This is a genomic window from uncultured Cocleimonas sp. (genome assembly GCF_947495625.1).
Lineage (GTDB): Bacteria > Pseudomonadota > Gammaproteobacteria > Thiotrichales > Thiotrichaceae > Cocleimonas.
Genome location: NZ_CANLZW010000022.1, coordinates 45332 through 62360 on the forward strand (window position 1 = coordinate 45332; position 17029 = coordinate 62360).

The window sequence follows — 17029 nt, forward strand, 5'->3', positions numbered from 1 at the left end:
TTTAACTGTCTTTTGCTCTAGATAGGTATTCGCCTGTTCTAGTATCAATTTTAACCATTTCGCCTTCTTCTACGAATAATGGGACTTTGATTTGAGCGCCAGTCTCAACAGTGGCCGGCTTTGTTGCGCCTTGGGCGGTATTCCCTGCAACACCAGGGTCGCATTCTGTAATTTGTAATTCAATGAAATTTGGTGGTGTCGCGCTTAATGGTGAACCATTCCAAAGCGTAACGATGTATTTTTCCTGTGGTTTCAGCCAATGCTTAACATCCATAACTGCGGTTTCTTCTGCAGCGTGTTGTTCAAAGCTGGTTGGTTCCATAAAGTGCCAGAACTCTCCATCTTCATACAAATATTCCATGTCGACTTCCATGACATCGGCCGCTTCAACTTTTTCACCAGACTTAAATGTCTTATCAACCACTCTACCGGTTTTAAGATTACGTATCTTTACTCGGCTAAATGCCTGACCTTTACCGGGCTTAACAAACTCATTCTCAACGATGGTATAAGGGTCTCCGTCTAGTATGAACTTCAGACCACTTTTAAACTCACTTGTGCTAACAGTTGCCATCGATGGCACTCCTTACAAATTGGAAAAATAATAAGCCGATCATAATAACGTGAAATTAGGGCATAGTCTTTGAGAAAATCGAACTTGTTGGTGCTATTGTTCACTTATTTTTTTAATCGATAGTTTTCCAAGAGGAAAAGCCATGAAAACCATTCAATGCTAAGTTCACATCCTTTGGAAAGAATCCAGCTAAACAATGAATCCAATTGGCGTACCGTTTTAAAAAAAGCATTCAAAGATCCGTTGGAATTATTAGAGTTCTTAGGATTGGATCGCGCTGAATATTTAGATAAAGTTAAGACAGACAGTCGCTTTAAAATGTTGGTTCCATTGTCTTATGCCGAAAAAATGCAAAAGGGTGACTGGAATGATCCTCTGTTGCAGCAGGTGTTGCCGATCAACCAGGAAAATATTGAAACACGGGGTTTTGTGAATGATCCTATTGGTGACTTGCAGGCCGAAGCATCTTCAGGGTTACTCCATAAATATCAGGGAAGAGTTCTATTGGTAACAACCGGTGCATTTCCAGTGCATTGCCGTTATTGCTTTAGGAGAGAATTTCCTTATGCGGATTCATCGCCCGATAAAAAACAATGGCAGAACACCTTAGATTACATTCAGGGCGACAACAGTATTCACGAAGTTATTTTTAGTGGTGGTGATCCTTTGATGTTGTCTGATGATCGCTTGCAGAAAATGTGTGTTGAAATTACAGCCATACCACATGTGAAAACATTAAGGTTCCACACCAGAGTTCCTGTATTCTTACCGGAAAGAATAAATCAAAGTTTGCGTAAAATGTTTACAGCACTATCTGCTGTTCAAGATATTCAGAAAGTTATGGTCGTTCACATTAATCATGCTAACGAAATCGATGAACATGTAAGTCGTGCTTTATCAGATTTAAGAAAAGATGGTTTTAGCTTGTTGAATCAATCCGTCTTACTGAAGGAAGTGAATGATGATGTCGCTACCTTGTCCGAGTTGAGTCATAAACTCATGGCGAATCATGTTTTGCCCTATTACCTACATCAGTTAGATCGCATCCAGGGAGCCGCACATTTTGAAGTGGAAAGAGATCGGTCGATAAAGCTTATGGAAGGCTTAAGAAACAACTTGCCTGGTTATTTGGTGCCAAGATTGGTTGAAGATATTTCCGGCAAACGGTCTAAGCTACCTATCGAAAAAAATCCTGAATAATGTTAGTATTATCAAGAATAATAAAAATAAAAAACGATTTAAATACCATTTAAAAAGATAAAACTAACAATAATTAAGGTCGTCTCATGAGTATCTCTTTGTTTAAGAAAAAAAATAATAGTAACGAAACTACTAAAAAATCTACTCCACAAGCTGAACCCAAATTAATTGATACTATCGATATTCGTACTGTATCGAAGGCACGTTCCTGGGTTGGTGAGTTACCAATGATGGATATGGGTGAGACAACCAGACGTTTATTTGCTGGAATCACCAAACTTAATCAAGAGCCTGTATCACCTCAGATTAGAATAGATGTGACAGAAATTTTGTTGCCTTATGTGAAAATGGCGTTAGAAAATTTAGACAGGCATTTTCAGACGCGTTCATTCCCTTTGCCTGAGAGAAGTCAAAAAGTATTTGACCTGAAAAGATCATTATTAATGGAGCTGGCGGGTTCGTATCAATTAGCAGCGCTTGATATGTTAACTAAAAATTCTGTGTCTAAAAAGAAACTACTGGTTTCAATTGGCAGAGCTATTCAGTACATGAGCTCAGTCATTGTCAATGATTATGGGGTGTATGCTAAAAACCAGAAAACTATCTGGCATGATATTCATCACTTATATCTGCTTGCCTGCGAAAACAAAATTGAAACAAAAGAAATACCGCATAAAGATGATGTAAACGGTGAAAACTTTAGTATTGAAGAGCAATATAAATTAATTAATCTGGTTGCCTTGGCTGCTCCCAACACTTTGCGTCATGGAGAAGTCACCAAAGTACGCGAGTTTTTTGTTAAAACGCTTAATGAAGTATCTATTATTTCCAACCCAGACAACGTTAAGAGTAAGTTTGCACATATCGCATTAATGAATAGTGATGAGCCGGCAAACTTAATGCCTGTCAGCGATTTACTGAATTCACCAACAAGCAGAATTTTTGATTTATCAAAAGTTATTAAACTCATAGACCAGTTTGTGAGCTTAAGTGAAGAGTCAGATTTGGGTGTCCACGATAAATTACCCATGCTAACGCACAGCTTGGCAAAGCGCTTAGTGTATGTTTTAACAACTATCCGTAATCGTCGTTATAAACGCTTTCTTCGCGAAGAGAAAGCTTCTTTGGTCATTAAGATGCAGGATGTGATTACGATGATTCGTGATAACGAGCCTGAATCTTTCATGGATCAAATCAATGAAGATGTTGAGGATGATAATATCTATGAGGCGCTGGCCGCAGAAGACAATATCTCTAGTCCATGGTCTGATATTGATGTTGAAGCCTTGGCGGATGAGCGTGAAGTACAGATTCACAGCTGGCAGATAGAAAATAGCAGTTCTGGTGGTTATGGACTAAAGCAGGTGAAAAATGAAGCAAGTACTGCTCGTGTAGGGGAGCTTGTAGCAATTAAAGACCCGAATGATACGGCTGGTTTATGGCAGGTTGCGGTAACACGCTGGATGGATGCCTTTAAAAACATAGGCCTTAAAATGGGGCTAGAGATTCTTTCTCTACATGGAATGGTAGTTCAGGTTGATGAAATCTCAAACCGTGAGATTTCACAAAAACTACCGTTAGAAGGCGTTCTTCTTCCTACCATTGATGGCGCAAGGGATGAGGCTAATCTGATTTTCCCTGGTTTTATTTTCCAGCCTGAAGATGAGCTTGTTATTACACTAGGCACACGTCAACAGCATGTTAGAATTACTGCAATAGATGATACAGTGGGTAATTTTGCCTATTGTAAATATGAAGTCTTAGAGAAAGAAGAATCAGCGGATGGTTCTTTAGAGTCTTTCGAAGATGTTTGGGAGTTTTTATAATAGGTAACAGTTTTGTTTCTTTTTTATAAACTTTTCTTCTTCTATGGGTTACTTAATTAAAAATAAAATTTCAAGGATGAATTATTTTGAGTGATTTTTTACCTTTCGCCTTGCCACTCATTGGTGAGGACGAAATAAATGAGGTTGTAGATACTTTACGATCAGGTTGGTTAACAACGGGGCCTAAAACGGCCCAGTTTGAGAAAGACTTTGCTGAGTTTGTTAACGCAAAACATGCACTAGCGGTAAATTCTGCAACATCTGGCCTTCACCTTGCTTTGGAAGCAGTAGGAGTAGGTCCGGGTGATGTAGTTATTACAACGACTTATACCTTTACCGCTACGGCAGAAGTAATTAGATATTTGGGTGCTGATCCCATTCTTGTCGATATAGATCCCAAAACATTTAATATGAATCCGGAGCTTTTAAGAGAAGCTTTGGAGGGTCACGATAATGTTAAAGCAATCATGCCTGTTCATTTTGCAGGGCAAGCCTGTGATATGGATGCTATTTTAGCCTTAGCTAAAGAGTTTGATGTTAAAGTCGTTGAAGATGCTGCTCATGCGCTTCCCACGACTTATAAAGGTAAAGTTATAGGCTCGTTGTCAGATATTACCGTTTATAGTTTTTATGTCACCAAGACAATTGCAACGGGTGAAGGTGGAATGATTGCCACCGAAAACGAAGAATATCTCTCTCGTATGAAAACCATGCGTTTACATGGCATTAATCGTGATGTCTTCGACCGATATACTTCTGATAAACCTTCGTGGTTTTATGAAGTGGTAGAACCGGGTTATAAGTACAATATGACGGATATTGCTGCGGCTTTGGGAATTCATCAATTGAAACGAGCTTGCGAGTTTCAGCAACGTCGTGAATGGATGGCAACTCAATACAATCAAGCTTTTGCCTCTTTGCCTTTAAATACCCCTTATCTTGCGCGACCTGAAGATACACACGCCTGGCATTTATATGTGCTCCAACTTGATTTGGAATCAATTACTGTCGATCGCAACCGTTTTATTGAACTCATGGCAGAGGAAAAAATTGGAACAAGCGTTCACTTCATCCCGTTGCACCTACAGCCATACTGGCGTGATCGTTACAACTACAAACAGGATGATTATCCCGTTGCTTTAGATGTATTTAATAGAGCCGTGAGTTTACCCATTTATCCTAAAATGACCGATGAAGATGTGCAGAATGTTATCGATGCCGTGGTAAATGTTTGTGCCAAAGTCGCTAAATAAGGGAATGTGTAAACATGCTTAGCAAACGTTTATTTGATTTGTTTTTTGTCATTCCTGGTTTGCTAGTTCTGGCTCCTTTTTTGTTGATAATTGCGCTTGTAATCAAGTTAAAAGATGGTGGTAATGTACTTTTTAAGCAAGTTAGAGTGGGAAAGAATGGTAAATATTTTGATGTCTTAAAATTTAGAACCATGGTTTTGGATGCTGAAAAACTGGGCAACAAAGTAACTACGGGAGATGACCCGCGCATCACGCCTATCGGAAGAGTACTAAGAAAATACAAACTGGATGAACTTCCTCAATTAATCAATGTACTAAAAGGGGAGATGAGTTTGGTCGGTCCCAGGCCTGAAGTGCCTGAATATGTTGAGTTTTATCCAGAAGAAACACGGAGTATCGTGTTATCTGTACCACCTGGCATGACCGATAAGGCATCAATTGAGTTTGTAAACGAAAATGATTTACTAAGTGGATCGGAAGATCCAGTAAGTGATTATAAAAATAAAGTATTGCCGATAAAACTTAAATATTACGTAGAGTATGTAAAAGAACGTTCTTTATGGATGGATTTTAAGCTAATCATCAAAACGGTGATCGCAATTTTTTAGATACTTTTTTAATCTAACTTTCAAATAAACGATTTGAATCCAATACTAATAATTATAAGGCACCTCCCCACTTATAGAGGTTTTTTTGAAAACATAAAATGATAAACGCAGTAAAACAATTCTTTTTAAAGCGAACACGAATGCAAAAGCGTTTATTCATACTTTTGCTCGATGCTTTATTCTTACCCATGCTTCTTTGGGCTTCATTATCATTAGGTAAAAATGAGGTAATGTTCCCACATGCTGGTGAATGGTGGATTTTCCCATTAGCGTTAGCTATTTCATTTCCTGTTTTTATAAACTTTGGCTTGTACCGAGCGGTATTACGTTATTTTCGTAACCAAACGATATCCGCAATTTTACTCTCAACCTTAATAACGACCATTATCTGGGCGATTACGGTGAAAGTGACTGGTATGGCAGATTTGACCAAGTCTGGTGTAATTTTGTATTGGCTAAGCACCTTTACATTCATTGCCGGAAGTCGTTTACAGATTCAGCAATGGCTGTATGGGACCAATAACGATAATAAAACATCTAGGAAGCGTGTGTACATTTATGGTGCCGGGGAATCAGGTACTAAATTAGCCGCTTTATTAGATGGAGATCCAGCTTATGTCGTAGAAGGTTTCATTGATGATAATGCATCGTTAAGAGGCTGGAATATGCTTGGTTTTGATGTGCAAAGTTATGATAAAACGGCTGCGACATTGATGAATGCTCCAGAAAACACTGAAGTAATTATTGCCATGCCTTCGATAGATAGAGAGGAAAGGCAATTTATCATTGAAAGATTAGAACCCTTTCCGGTAAAGGTACGAATTATTCCTGCGATTGAAGATTTCGCGAGTGGTAATTTTAGAGTATCCGATATCAAAGATATCGATATAGATGATTTGTTGGGTAGGGAGCCGGTAAGTCCTGATAAGCAGTTATTGCCTGCGAATATTCATGGTAAAACGGTATTAATTTCGGGAGCGGGAGGTTCGATTGGTTCTGAACTTTGTCGACAGGCGCTTAACTTAAGACCGAAGAAACTTGTATTGCTCGAGCTGAGTGAGTTTGCCCTCTATAAAATCGAACAAGAACTGAATGAAATTTTGTCATCAGTGCATTTCAGTGTGGAAATTGAGAGAGTGTTAGGTTCAAGTGGAGATATAACGTTACTCGATAAGTTGTTTTCGAGAAATGAAATCCAGACGGTTTATCACGCTGCTGCTTATAAACATGTGCCATTGGTTGAAGAGAACTCAGTAGCTGGAATCAAAAACAATGTATTCGGTACTAAAACTTTGGCAGAGAAGTCTTTGGCATCGAAAGTAGAAACATTTATTTTGATCTCTACCGATAAAGCTGTTAGACCGACTAATGTGATGGGGTGTACCAAACGTATAGCGGAGATGGTGTTACAGTCATTAGCTAATAGCAAAAATTGTGAAACGACTTTTTCTATGGTCAGATTTGGTAATGTTCTGGGTTCATCAGGGTCAGTCGTGCCTAAATTCAGGCAGCAAATAGCGGATGGTGGTCCAATCACTGTTACACATAAAGAAATAACGCGTTACTTCATGTCAATTCCAGAAGCGGTTCAGCTTGTTATTCAAGCGGGAGCCATGGCTAAAGGCGGTGATGTTTTTGTTTTGGATATGGGTGAATCTGTAAAAATCACTGATCTGGCAACCAAAATGATTAGCTTGGCTGGTCTACAACTTAAAGATCAATATAACCCTGATGGAGACATCGAAGTTAAATATTCTGGTTTGCGTCCGGGTGAGAAATTATATGAAGAGTTGCTAATTGGCGATAATGTAAGTGGTACAAAACATAGTCGCATAATGCAGGCAAATGAAGAGTTTTTAAGTAAATCCCAGTTGGAAGTTCTTCTGAAAAACTTACAAAATACCTTAACTGACGATAACCTTGATGAGATTAAAAAATCACTAACCAAGATCGTAAGTGGCTACACACCTTGGGAAAACACTGCAAATAACGACTCAGCCATCAGCAATGATGACAAGGGTAAAGTGATTCCTATTAAGAAAAGTTACCCTGTATAACTGAATGTTAAGAAAAAACGAGTCACATTTTTCTGTGTGCTCGTTATCGTAAGATGTTCCATCTATCCCTATTCTTTAAACTATAGTCGGTAATAGCTGTATATAAAACAGGGCTATCGTATTGTTCATCTTATGATAAAAGGTGATTTACAATGCGTGCTGATTGGTCAGAATAAACCATTATACTCTGAACTAGTAAGTACTCTAAGAGGGCAGGAAGCCCATTTTAGATTTAAACAGGTAGATAACTCCAAGAGAGCTATCATCAATAGTCTCAAGCGCTTGAGAAGCGCAAGTCTTGTGTTTATATCTGATGATGTACCATTCTCGTTGGAGAGTTTGTCTGATCTTGTCTGGCAATATGCCTCTGACAGTATCATCGTTATTCTGACGAAGAAGACACAATCTCTTTCATTGAAGACACCTTATGATAATACTCAAATATCAAAGCTTCACTTCGACAAAGATAAAAAAGAAACTATTCTGCAGCTCCAGTTTCTCCTTCAAACAGCCTTTATAAAATCAGACTTCAGGAAGTGTAAAACACTACTGGGTATTTCTGAAAAACGTTGCCAATGGCTGGTAGATTCAAGCAGAGAAGCGATTGCTTTTATTTCAAGAGATCTACATCTTTACGCAAATAGAACTTACCTCAATCTTTTTCATTTGGACTCAATTCAAGAATTGAGATCACTCTCTGTTAGAGATTTTATCTCGGAAGATGAGCATCGTCTATTTGATGGATTTCAAAATGATCAACTAAGAAAGCCAGACCTAAACCATTCATTAGTGTTAACGATGAAAAAGAAGAATGGAGCAACTTTCAGAGCAAACACTTATCTAATACCAACAGTTTATAAAAGTAAAAAATGTTTACAATTCTGGGTTCGAGTAATGGGTGAAGTAGAAGACTCAAATCAAGTAAACTTAAGTGATTTCCCAGAATCTGAAAGTGTACCTAGCAAAGATACTGCAATTAAAAAGAAACAGGAAAAACGAGAACCCCCAAACCCTTTTGAGGTTTTATTGAAAAATGATAATGAAGGTAATTCTGAGACTATGAATACCAAACAAAAAAAGATCTATACACCTGCGAGTTTACTAAAAGGAATTATTAACCGGAAAGAGGCTGTAATCTCTACTAGTAGCTTAAAGCGTTTAAAGAAAAATGAATTGAAATTCGATAAATTCGATTCACATTATTTATTATCTTTGAAGGTGCCAATCGCTCAGAGAAAAGGTGTTGATGATATTCTGCAAGATCTCTCTGGGGCACGCTCACAAGAGGTCTGTTCCATTTTTTGGGATAAAGTGAAGCTTACTCGTCTTCTTCAAATTCTACTTAAGAAACGAAATGTAGAGCCAAATTTGATTGTAAGATTGAATGGCGTGTCAGTGGCAGATAAACAATTTTTGGAGTGGTTGATTCCAGGACTAAGAAGATTAGGAATCAAATCATCTCATATTACTTTTTTGGTACCTTCGCAAGTAAGCGAAAAGCAGGCTAAAGCGACAATAGTTTTCGCTAATAAAGTTCGTGCGTTTAATTGCCAAATAGCTTTGGAAGGCTTTGCTGTCTCAAAAGATTCCGTACAGTTGTTAAAGAGATTGCATCCTGAAATGGTGTCCTTGTCGTTGCCTTGGACAAGACAGATTCAAGGAAATGAAAATAGAGAAATAGGTTTGAGCAGTGTAATTAGACAACTTGAATCTAAAGATATCAAAGTAATCGCACCTTGTGGGTTTAGCATTGATATGAAAAAACTATTCATCCTATCGGGTGCTTCCTTCTGTCATGAAAGCTCTACTAAACATGGCTAATAAATGTACAATTAACAGGTAACATTATTTTCATATGACTTAATACTAATTGAATGTTGGCGCATTTCCAGTTTAATAACTAAAATAATACAAGTGAATCAACTATTTAAAATAAAATTATCCATAAAAAACCTCCTTAAAGTAGGGGGGTGTCTATGAGTTTATCAATACGTGTTATCGACACTGATTCTGGTTTTTCCGATATTCAAAAAGACTGGGATACTTTGTACGATAATTGCAATGCCGCTTCAATCTTCTCTAGTTGGGACTGGATGCATACCTGGTGGGAAGTTTTTAAAGAAACTCTCAAATCAGAATTATTTATTGTTTGTTTGTATGACCAGGATAATCTGGTTGGGTTAGCTCCTTTTCATATCGTATCTACATTTCCAAAGTCATGGATTCAGGGTAAAACACTTTGTTTTATCGGATCTGGTGAAGAGAAGAAGGATATGATAGTTACCCAGTTTAACGATTTTATCGTTGCAGATGGTTATCAAGATCAGATGGTTGATCAAATGTCTTATTACCTAGAGAATGCTTCTAATAAATGGAGTTTCGCAGACTTCGAGTTTCTTCTAAAAAATTCTTTAATAGCTAAATGTTTTTCAACTGCGGACACAAAAATTATCAAAGAAGAAGTGCATTATGGTGTTCGCTTTACTGTCTCTGGGATGACAGATTTCGAGCAATATCAGTCTAAAATGGGTAAGCGCTGGAAAAAAATGTTTGCCAAAAAAAGTCGCATTTTATCTAGAGATGGTGAAGTCACAACAAAAGTCACTGAAGATTCTCAATCCATTGATGAGCTATTTGATCTTCTGTCAAAAATGCATAGTTCTCGCTGGAATGATAGAACAAAACTAAATATATTTGATTCTAAGATTTTTAGAGACTTTCACTTAAAAGCATTAAAATGTTTAGTGCCTAAAGGTAAAGCATTTATCAAAACACTGTATTTAGATGAGATGCCATTAGCAACATATTACTGTTTTGTCGATAAGGGAGTGATTCATTATTACCAAAGTGGATTTTATTCTGAAAATGCAAATCGTTATTCTCCTTTATTTATTCTGGTATGTAATGAAATCGGTGAGTCGATAAAAAATAATCAGGTTTTTGATTTTATGTTTTCTGATGCGGGTGATTCTTATAAAAAAGAACAATATGCCGCTGAAACTGAGCCAATGTATCGATTAAGGTGGTCACCCCATAAATATCGATTTACCCTTTTTAATATCGCTAAATTTATCCAGTTGAAAATACTTAAAGTCGATTGAGTTACTATAAATAAATTGAACAATAAGACACATACAGTCACAAAATAACTAAAAATAATATAAAGAGACAATTATGCACATCGTACATGTAATAGAGCCAATGGAACATGGTGTTTTCATTTGGGTAGTAGATATGTCAAACCGTTTAGTAGAAGACGGTTATAAGGTAACGGTTCTACATTCTATACGTGAGCATACTCCTCCAAACTGGCGAGAAATGTTTGATCCGCGTGTGGAATTAATTCATGTGCAAATGAGCCGCTCAATTGACCCAGTGATGGATGTTAAAGCACTGATAGGCCTCACTAAAAATATCAAACGTATCAATCCGGATATTATTCATACGCATTCCTCTAAAGGTGGTTTTTTAGCCAGAGCTGCAGGATTTATGCTGAGAAAAAATAAGCGATTACTATACACTTCACATGCGATTCATTACCCCTTAATTGAACAACCTATTAAGCGAAAACTGTATAAATACTTTGAGCATATTGGTTATTGGTTAGGTGGAACAATCGTGGCCTGTGGAAAAGAGGAATATGAAATTATTCGCAAAGACATAACCAATGGTAGTGGAAAGCGTTTAATCCGAATAAGCAACGGTATTGATACTGTTCAGTTAACACCTAAAGACTATTCTGTTAAAAACGAGAAGGTTAAGGTTGGAGTTGTAGGTCGAATTTCTTTACAAAAAGCACCATGGGTTTTTGCCGCTATTGCTGACAAAGTTAATAAGAAAAGAAACGATGTCGAATTTATCTGGATTGGTGGTGGAGAAAAAGATGATGTTGAGATGCTCAATAAAGCAGGTGTTGAAGTCACGGGTATGCTTGATAGAAGTGACGCATTAAAGTTGATTCCATCTCTGGATATTTACTTTCAGACTTCAGCCTATGAAGGGCTATCTCTAGCTTTACTAGAAGCGCAGGCTTCAGGTATTCCTGCAATAGTGACAAAGATCCCAGGCAATGATGAAGTGGTTCAACATGGTGTAACAGGTTATGTTGGAGAAGACGAAGAAGCTCTAATGACTCATCTGGAAGAATTAATTGATTCACCAGAAAAAAGAGAAGAAATGGGACATAACTCAAAAGAACATACTGAAGAACATTTCTCTTTAACTGCGATGGCGGATCAATACAAAGCGGAATACCAAAAAATGGTCGATGCTAATAGTTAAATAAGAGCTTGGTTTAATAACCAAGAAAGCCTAGTTCGGTTAGAGATTCTAAAGAGATTTTACTAGCATACTAAACAGACATAAAAAAACACCCGTATGGGTGTTTTTTTATGTCTGTTTAGTTGCTTCTTTCGTCTTATGAAGAGAAAGAGGTTTTAGCAACGATATTGTCATGGCTTATTCCAGAATGATCGTGCTCAATATCATCTAAGTTACTCTTGGTATTCTGTGGAATAGAAGATGATGACTCGCTGTAATATTCTTGTTCAAAAGATGTAAATTCATAATCAGTGAACAATCTGTGTAGTTTCTTCTCAACTGTATTTCTGCCAACAAACTGAGAAAGTCTCCACTTTAAAGGTATGTGTTTACCTTCGCCTTTAATTGCAGCAAGCTCTTCTGTATCAATTTCATAAGGATGCATATAGAACACAGCACGATCTTGATTCAGCTTTTTGCTTAAATGTTTGGTAAGGAAATAGGGTGTTACTCTGAAATACCCGCCGCCAAAAAACGGAAGTTTAGAATTTCCTATTTTCATATAACTTAAGTAATGTTCATTCAGATGATACTTGTTAAATATCTTCAAAGAATATTCTTTCTCAATCCCATATTTGATCACTTTCATTGGGAATAATGAAGAATCATATTTTAAACCATTCTCTGCAAGGGCTTCGCAATACCATTCGAAAAGATATTCACGAATGGAAAAATCAGGCGCACGAAAACCAATGACTTTCTTGCCAACAATGTCTTCAAGAAGCTTTACAGAATTGCCGACATCTTTCTTAACTTGCTTCGGTGAAAGGTTAAATATTGAATGGTGATGATAGCCATGAGAGGCTACTTCGTGTCCAGCATCTGCAATTCTTCGAATAAGATTAGGGTGTTTTTCGGCAACATTTCCTAAAATGAAAAATGTACCTTTTTGCTCGTATTCGTCGAGCAAATCTAATATGCGCGATGTGCTATTCAGGACTCGATCAGATACAGGATTATTATTATCCAGTACCGACTGAGTCCAGTCTTCAACATCTATTGAGTAAATCATATTCACTACCTAATTTTTATTTTTAATGTGTACGTTTGCATGATAAACATATCTACAGTTGACTTGGTTTTAATCCACTTTAATGGTCTAGTATTGACGATGAAGTGCATTTCATTTGTTATTAAATGCAGATTGCTAATTATTTTATCAATTAGCTTAATCTCTAAATTAAGTGGAAATCTGTAGTACATATTGGTTAAGTATCCGTTTTTCTTTCGTTTTATCTACACATCATGTATTCTTCGCAGCTGTTGAAGAACTGGGTGTTATGGATAAAATATTCTTAAAACCTAAGCTCATACATATCAAGACATGTATAGCTAATTGTTCATATATCGGGGTGTAGCGCAGTCTGGTAGCGCACCACACTGGGGGTGTGGTGGTCGTCAGTTCGAATCTGGCCACCCCGACCAATTCTCACGAGAAATATGTCTCCTAAACCTCAAATCCATCTTTCTATTCCCGCTTTATTTGAGCCCTTGGAATTGTGGAATAAAGATTTCAGATTTGAAGTAACTTCTAACTATCTCTCACTGCTTCTTACATCATTAGAGTTTGTCCACGTTCAAAAGGTTCATGGTCTATCTGCTTGTTTTTTTAGCAGTCTAGGGTTCAATGACACTGAAATTCCCGCGGCGCATTATAGAGCTTTAGCTCATCGAAACAACCTTTTAGATGCAACATTAAATAATCAGAAAAATGCGATACTTTGCGCAGATCCTGTGCATTTTGAAGTAGGTATGAGTGATGTCACACTCACTGAAATTATCTCTGACCTTAGTGAAGCTGAAGCTCAAGAGATATTAGATTTACTCAATCAGCATTTTCATCAGGATGGATTGCAGTTTTTTTATGGTAACAATCAGCACTGGTATGTCACTTTTCCAAAAAGTGAATCCATCAAAACTACGCCTTTAGAAGCAGTGTTAAATAAAAACATAGTAGGTTTACTTCCCGTTAGTGAACAAAGAAACTGGCAACAAATTCAAAATGAAATTCAAATGCTACTGCATAGCTCTGAACTGAATAATCAAAGAGAGATAGCAGGTTTGACTAGCTTAAATAGTTTATGGTTTTGGGGTGGGGGAAAGCCTGAGTCAATTAAATCAGACTATGAAAAAATATTCTCAAATGACGTTCCAGAAAATAATGAAATAAAAGGTGAAATGTTTGCCCAAGCTGCGAATTGTGATTGGCAAAAATTACCTCAAAATGGCAGAGAGCTTATAAACCAACTAAAAAATCAGGGGCAACGGACTGGCAAATTTTACATTTTGCTAGATCAACTTCAGCAGCCAGTTAGAGAAGAAAATCTAGATGCTTATCAACGTGTGTTTACGCATATTGATGAGGATTACATAAAACCATTGATGCATGCATGGAAGAAGAATCAAATAGATTTAGTGATTGATGACGCTGATGGAAGCCTGATTCGACCGCTTAAAACACCTGTCTGGAGTTTCTGGAAACAACCGCAACCACTTTCTAATATCGCAGCGAGAATTAATCAGCAAAAAAACAAAGTTAGGATAAGATTAATATGAGGTTAGTACAACGTGAACACAGTGGCAATATCGGCAAAGATGATCAGCAGGCTGATTTACTTTCAAGGGTGCTAGCTAAACGAGGTATAAACTCAGAAAGTGAATTAAGTGTTGAGCTCAAACAGCTACATCCCATTTCATCGCTTTTAGGAATTGATCCCGCTGTTCAGATACTTGTAAATGCCTTTGAACAAAAACAGAATATTCTGATAGTAGGTGATTTTGATGCAGATGGTGCAACGGCTACTGCTGTTGCGGTAAAAGCTTTTAAGATTCTAGGTTATCCCGGTCAGGTTGATTATTTAGTGCCTAATCGGTTTGAATATGGTTACGGTTTAACGCCCGAAATTGTCAAAGATGCTCAACGCTTTTCTCCTGATATTATCATTACCGTGGATAACGGTATTTCAAGTATCGAAGGTGTCGCCGAAGCTAAAAAATATGGCAATAAAGTCATTATCACCGACCATCATTTACCCGGTAAAAAAACGCCTGATGCAGAAGCCATTATTAACCCAAATCAAAAAGGTGATGATTTTCCATCAAAGAATCTGGCAGGTGTAGGCGTTATTTTTTACATGATGTTAGCGCTCAAAAAAGCGCTGACTGAACAGGGATACTTTATAAAAAATGATCACCTGAAGCCGGATTTGATTAACTTATTAGACCTAGTTGCTTTAGGTACGGTTGCTGATGTTGTTCCTTTAGATCAAAACAATAGAATTTTAGTGGAACAAGGCTTGCGTCGAATGAGGGGTGGTGTTGCTTGTGAAGGCATTCAGGCCTTATTCCGAATTGCCAAACGCAATATCCAAAGTGCGGTAAGCTCGGATTTAGGTTTTGCCTGTGGTCCAAGATTAAATGCTGCTGGTCGCTTAGACGACATGTCTTTAGGTATTGAATGTTTATTGAGTGAAGATGCTAATCATGCGATTGAAATAGCCGAAGCATTAGATGATTTAAATATTGAGCGGCGTGCGATAGAAGACGGTATGAAAGCAGAAGCCCTGGCCGCATTGGAAGAATTAAATCTGGATGAATTAAAAGGCAATATTCCTCCTGTAATCTGCCTTTACAATCCATCGTGGCATCAAGGGGTGATTGGAATACTGGCTGCAAGAATTAGAGAAAAATACCATCGACCTACAGTGATTTTTGCTCCTGCCGATGAGCATGATCCAGATAATAGCGACATCAAAGGCTCAGCCAGATCAATCCCTACCATTCACATTAGAGATACGTTTGATGAGGTCGCTTCTGGTAATCCGGGTTTGCTCGATAAGTTTGGTGGCCACGCAATGGCAGCAGGTCTGACACTCGATGTATCCAATTTAGAAGCATTCAAGAAAGCTATTTGTGACGTCGTTGCAAGGCATGCAGATGATGAGACTTTCGAAGAAATTCATTACAGCGATGGTGAATTAGAGGCAGATGATTTTCAGTTAAAACATGCAGATCAGTTACGTTTTGCCGTGCCGTGGGGGCAACATTTTCCAGCCCCTGCGTTTGATAATAAATTCATCATTGTGAATAAACGTATACTCAAAGAAAAACATCTGAAGATGGTATTGAAACCTATAAGTGTCGACTCAGATGGTGTCTTTAATCAAGGTCGAACCGTCGATGCCATAGCTTTTAATATTGATGTAAATAGCTGGCCGGTCGAAGGCGATGAAGTGCATTTATTGTACCGATTGGAAGTGAACGAGTTTAGAGAAACCTGTTCGTTGCAATTGATGGTTGAGAAACTTTTATAAAAAGAAATGCGGTAGCTAAGCCAGCTTTTTAATTTCTTGTTCCAATAATTGAATAGCGCCCTCGGCATTTATATGAAAGTCATTAAATAAGACCTTTCCTTCTGGTGAGATCAGCACTGCCCATGGTGTACCGCCAGAGCGATAATCCATCATGGTTTTAGGATGTCCATGAGATTTTGGGTCTCCTGCATCATGCCCAAACACGATATCAAGGTCATAACGCTTTTGAATTTCTCTCATTTTATTTGACGTGTTTACCGTATGGCCTTCGAAAGTGGTTTGAATCGCAATAGCGGTAAAGTGTTCACTATTTTTAAATGCATCTGAAATCTTTTTTAACGTAGGAAAGCCGTGTGCATGGCATCCGGGGCACCATGATTGCCAAAACTCCATAAACACATATTTGCCCTGATGGTCAGCTAGTTTGAACGAGGTAGACTTTCCTGAGCCATCAATCCAGTCAGAAATCTCAAGCTCAGGCGCTAACTTTCCCGCAATACCATAGTCATGTTTTTTGGCGGCTAATGCAGTTGTTGGTAACAACATGGCGGCCGTACTAGCAGCGCCAGCTTTTAAAAGTTTTCTACGATTATGGCAAAAGTGTTTCATGGAGTGATCCCGTTCTATTATCAATTAGATACGGTTCTGTTTATTTTTGGGATGCAATTTTTAAAGATATGGTTTTATTGATCGCTAAACATTTCAAAAAATGACCTAAAAGTAGGGGGGTGACTTAAAATAAATGACTAGTTGTCACTGAGTAAAAGACTGATAACTAATAATATTAAGATATATTTTTTATTTTATTTTCAATTGCGTTATATCAAGGTAGTAAACAGTAACTTTTTATATGCTATACGGCCTCTATTCTGAGGTTA

General features: G+C 37.7%; 13 protein-coding genes and 1 tRNA gene. 11 read left to right on the forward strand and 3 right to left on the reverse strand.

Features of this window, described 5'->3' with window-relative positions; all coding sequences use genetic code 11:
* Window position 1: 1 nt before the first annotated feature.
* Window positions 2-574: an elongation factor P gene (gene efp / locus Q1A31_RS13130; protein ID WP_131903891.1), complete on the reverse strand. Its 573-nt coding sequence runs from the start codon at window positions 572-574 to the stop codon at window positions 2-4.
* 156 nt (window positions 575-730) lie between these two features.
* Here efp and epmB point away from each other — a divergent pair, with 156 nt between their 5' ends.
* From epmB to Q1A31_RS13170, 8 genes are all read left to right on the forward strand, one after another.
* Window positions 731-1774, forward strand: a complete 1044-nt coding sequence (gene epmB, locus Q1A31_RS13135; RefSeq protein WP_299877315.1) for an EF-P beta-lysylation protein EpmB — start codon at window positions 731-733, stop codon at window positions 1772-1774.
* An 86-nt stretch (window positions 1775-1860) separates the two neighbouring features.
* Window positions 1861-3600 carry a hypothetical protein gene (locus Q1A31_RS13140; RefSeq protein ID WP_299877317.1) on the forward strand — a complete coding sequence of 580 codons (1740 nt, stop codon included), beginning with the start codon at window positions 1861-1863 and terminating at the stop codon, window positions 3598-3600.
* Between the two features lie 86 nt (window positions 3601-3686).
* Window positions 3687-4853 (forward strand): DegT/DnrJ/EryC1/StrS aminotransferase family protein, encoded by a 1167-nt coding sequence (locus tag Q1A31_RS13145; protein ID WP_299877320.1) that lies wholly within the window; start codon window positions 3687-3689, stop codon window positions 4851-4853.
* A gap of 14 nt (window positions 4854-4867) precedes the next feature.
* Entirely contained in the window at window positions 4868-5461 is a 594-nt protein-coding gene (locus Q1A31_RS13150) for a sugar transferase (RefSeq protein ID WP_299877323.1), read from the forward strand.
* A gap of 140 nt (window positions 5462-5601) precedes the next feature.
* Complete coding sequence (locus Q1A31_RS13155; protein WP_299877325.1) at window positions 5602-7518, forward strand: nucleoside-diphosphate sugar epimerase/dehydratase; 1917 nt, start codon at window positions 5602-5604, stop codon at window positions 7516-7518.
* Between the two features lie 132 nt (window positions 7519-7650).
* Entirely contained in the window at window positions 7651-9339 is a 1689-nt protein-coding gene (locus Q1A31_RS13160) for an EAL domain-containing protein (protein WP_299877328.1), read from the forward strand.
* A gap of 155 nt (window positions 9340-9494) precedes the next feature.
* A complete protein-coding gene (locus tag Q1A31_RS13165) occupies window positions 9495-10619 on the forward strand; it encodes a GNAT family N-acetyltransferase (RefSeq protein WP_299877331.1) in 1125 nt (374 codons plus the stop codon).
* A gap of 73 nt (window positions 10620-10692) precedes the next feature.
* Entirely contained in the window at window positions 10693-11799 is a 1107-nt protein-coding gene (locus Q1A31_RS13170; protein WP_299877334.1) for a glycosyltransferase, read from the forward strand.
* 136 nt (window positions 11800-11935) lie between these two features.
* On the opposite strand, the gene Q1A31_RS13175 is transcribed toward Q1A31_RS13170, so the two are convergent.
* On the reverse strand, window positions 11936-12850 hold the full coding sequence (locus Q1A31_RS13175; RefSeq protein ID WP_299877337.1) for a polysaccharide deacetylase family protein: 915 nt from the start codon (window positions 12848-12850) through the stop codon (window positions 11936-11938).
* A 336-nt stretch (window positions 12851-13186) separates the two neighbouring features.
* Here Q1A31_RS13175 and Q1A31_RS13180 point away from each other — a divergent pair.
* The 3 genes from Q1A31_RS13180 (at window position 13187) to recJ (ending at window position 16151) form a co-directional block, all read left to right on the forward strand.
* Window positions 13187-13263: transfer RNA gene (locus Q1A31_RS13180), tRNA-Pro, on the forward strand.
* Between the two features lie 15 nt (window positions 13264-13278).
* Window positions 13279-14394: a hypothetical protein gene (locus Q1A31_RS13185; RefSeq protein ID WP_299877340.1), complete on the forward strand. Its 1116-nt coding sequence runs from the start codon at window positions 13279-13281 to the stop codon at window positions 14392-14394.
* Window positions 14391-16151 (forward strand): single-stranded-DNA-specific exonuclease RecJ, encoded by a 1761-nt coding sequence (gene recJ / locus Q1A31_RS13190; protein ID WP_299877343.1) that lies wholly within the window; start codon window positions 14391-14393, stop codon window positions 16149-16151. Before Q1A31_RS13185 ends, recJ begins: the two co-directional genes overlap by 4 nt.
* Window positions 16152-16166: 15 nt before the next feature.
* Here the strand turns inward: recJ and Q1A31_RS13195 are convergent, their stop codons facing one another.
* Window positions 16167-16760: a redoxin family protein gene (locus Q1A31_RS13195; RefSeq protein ID WP_299877346.1), complete on the reverse strand. Its 594-nt coding sequence runs from the start codon at window positions 16758-16760 to the stop codon at window positions 16167-16169.
* Between the last annotated feature and the right edge of the window lie 269 nt (window positions 16761-17029).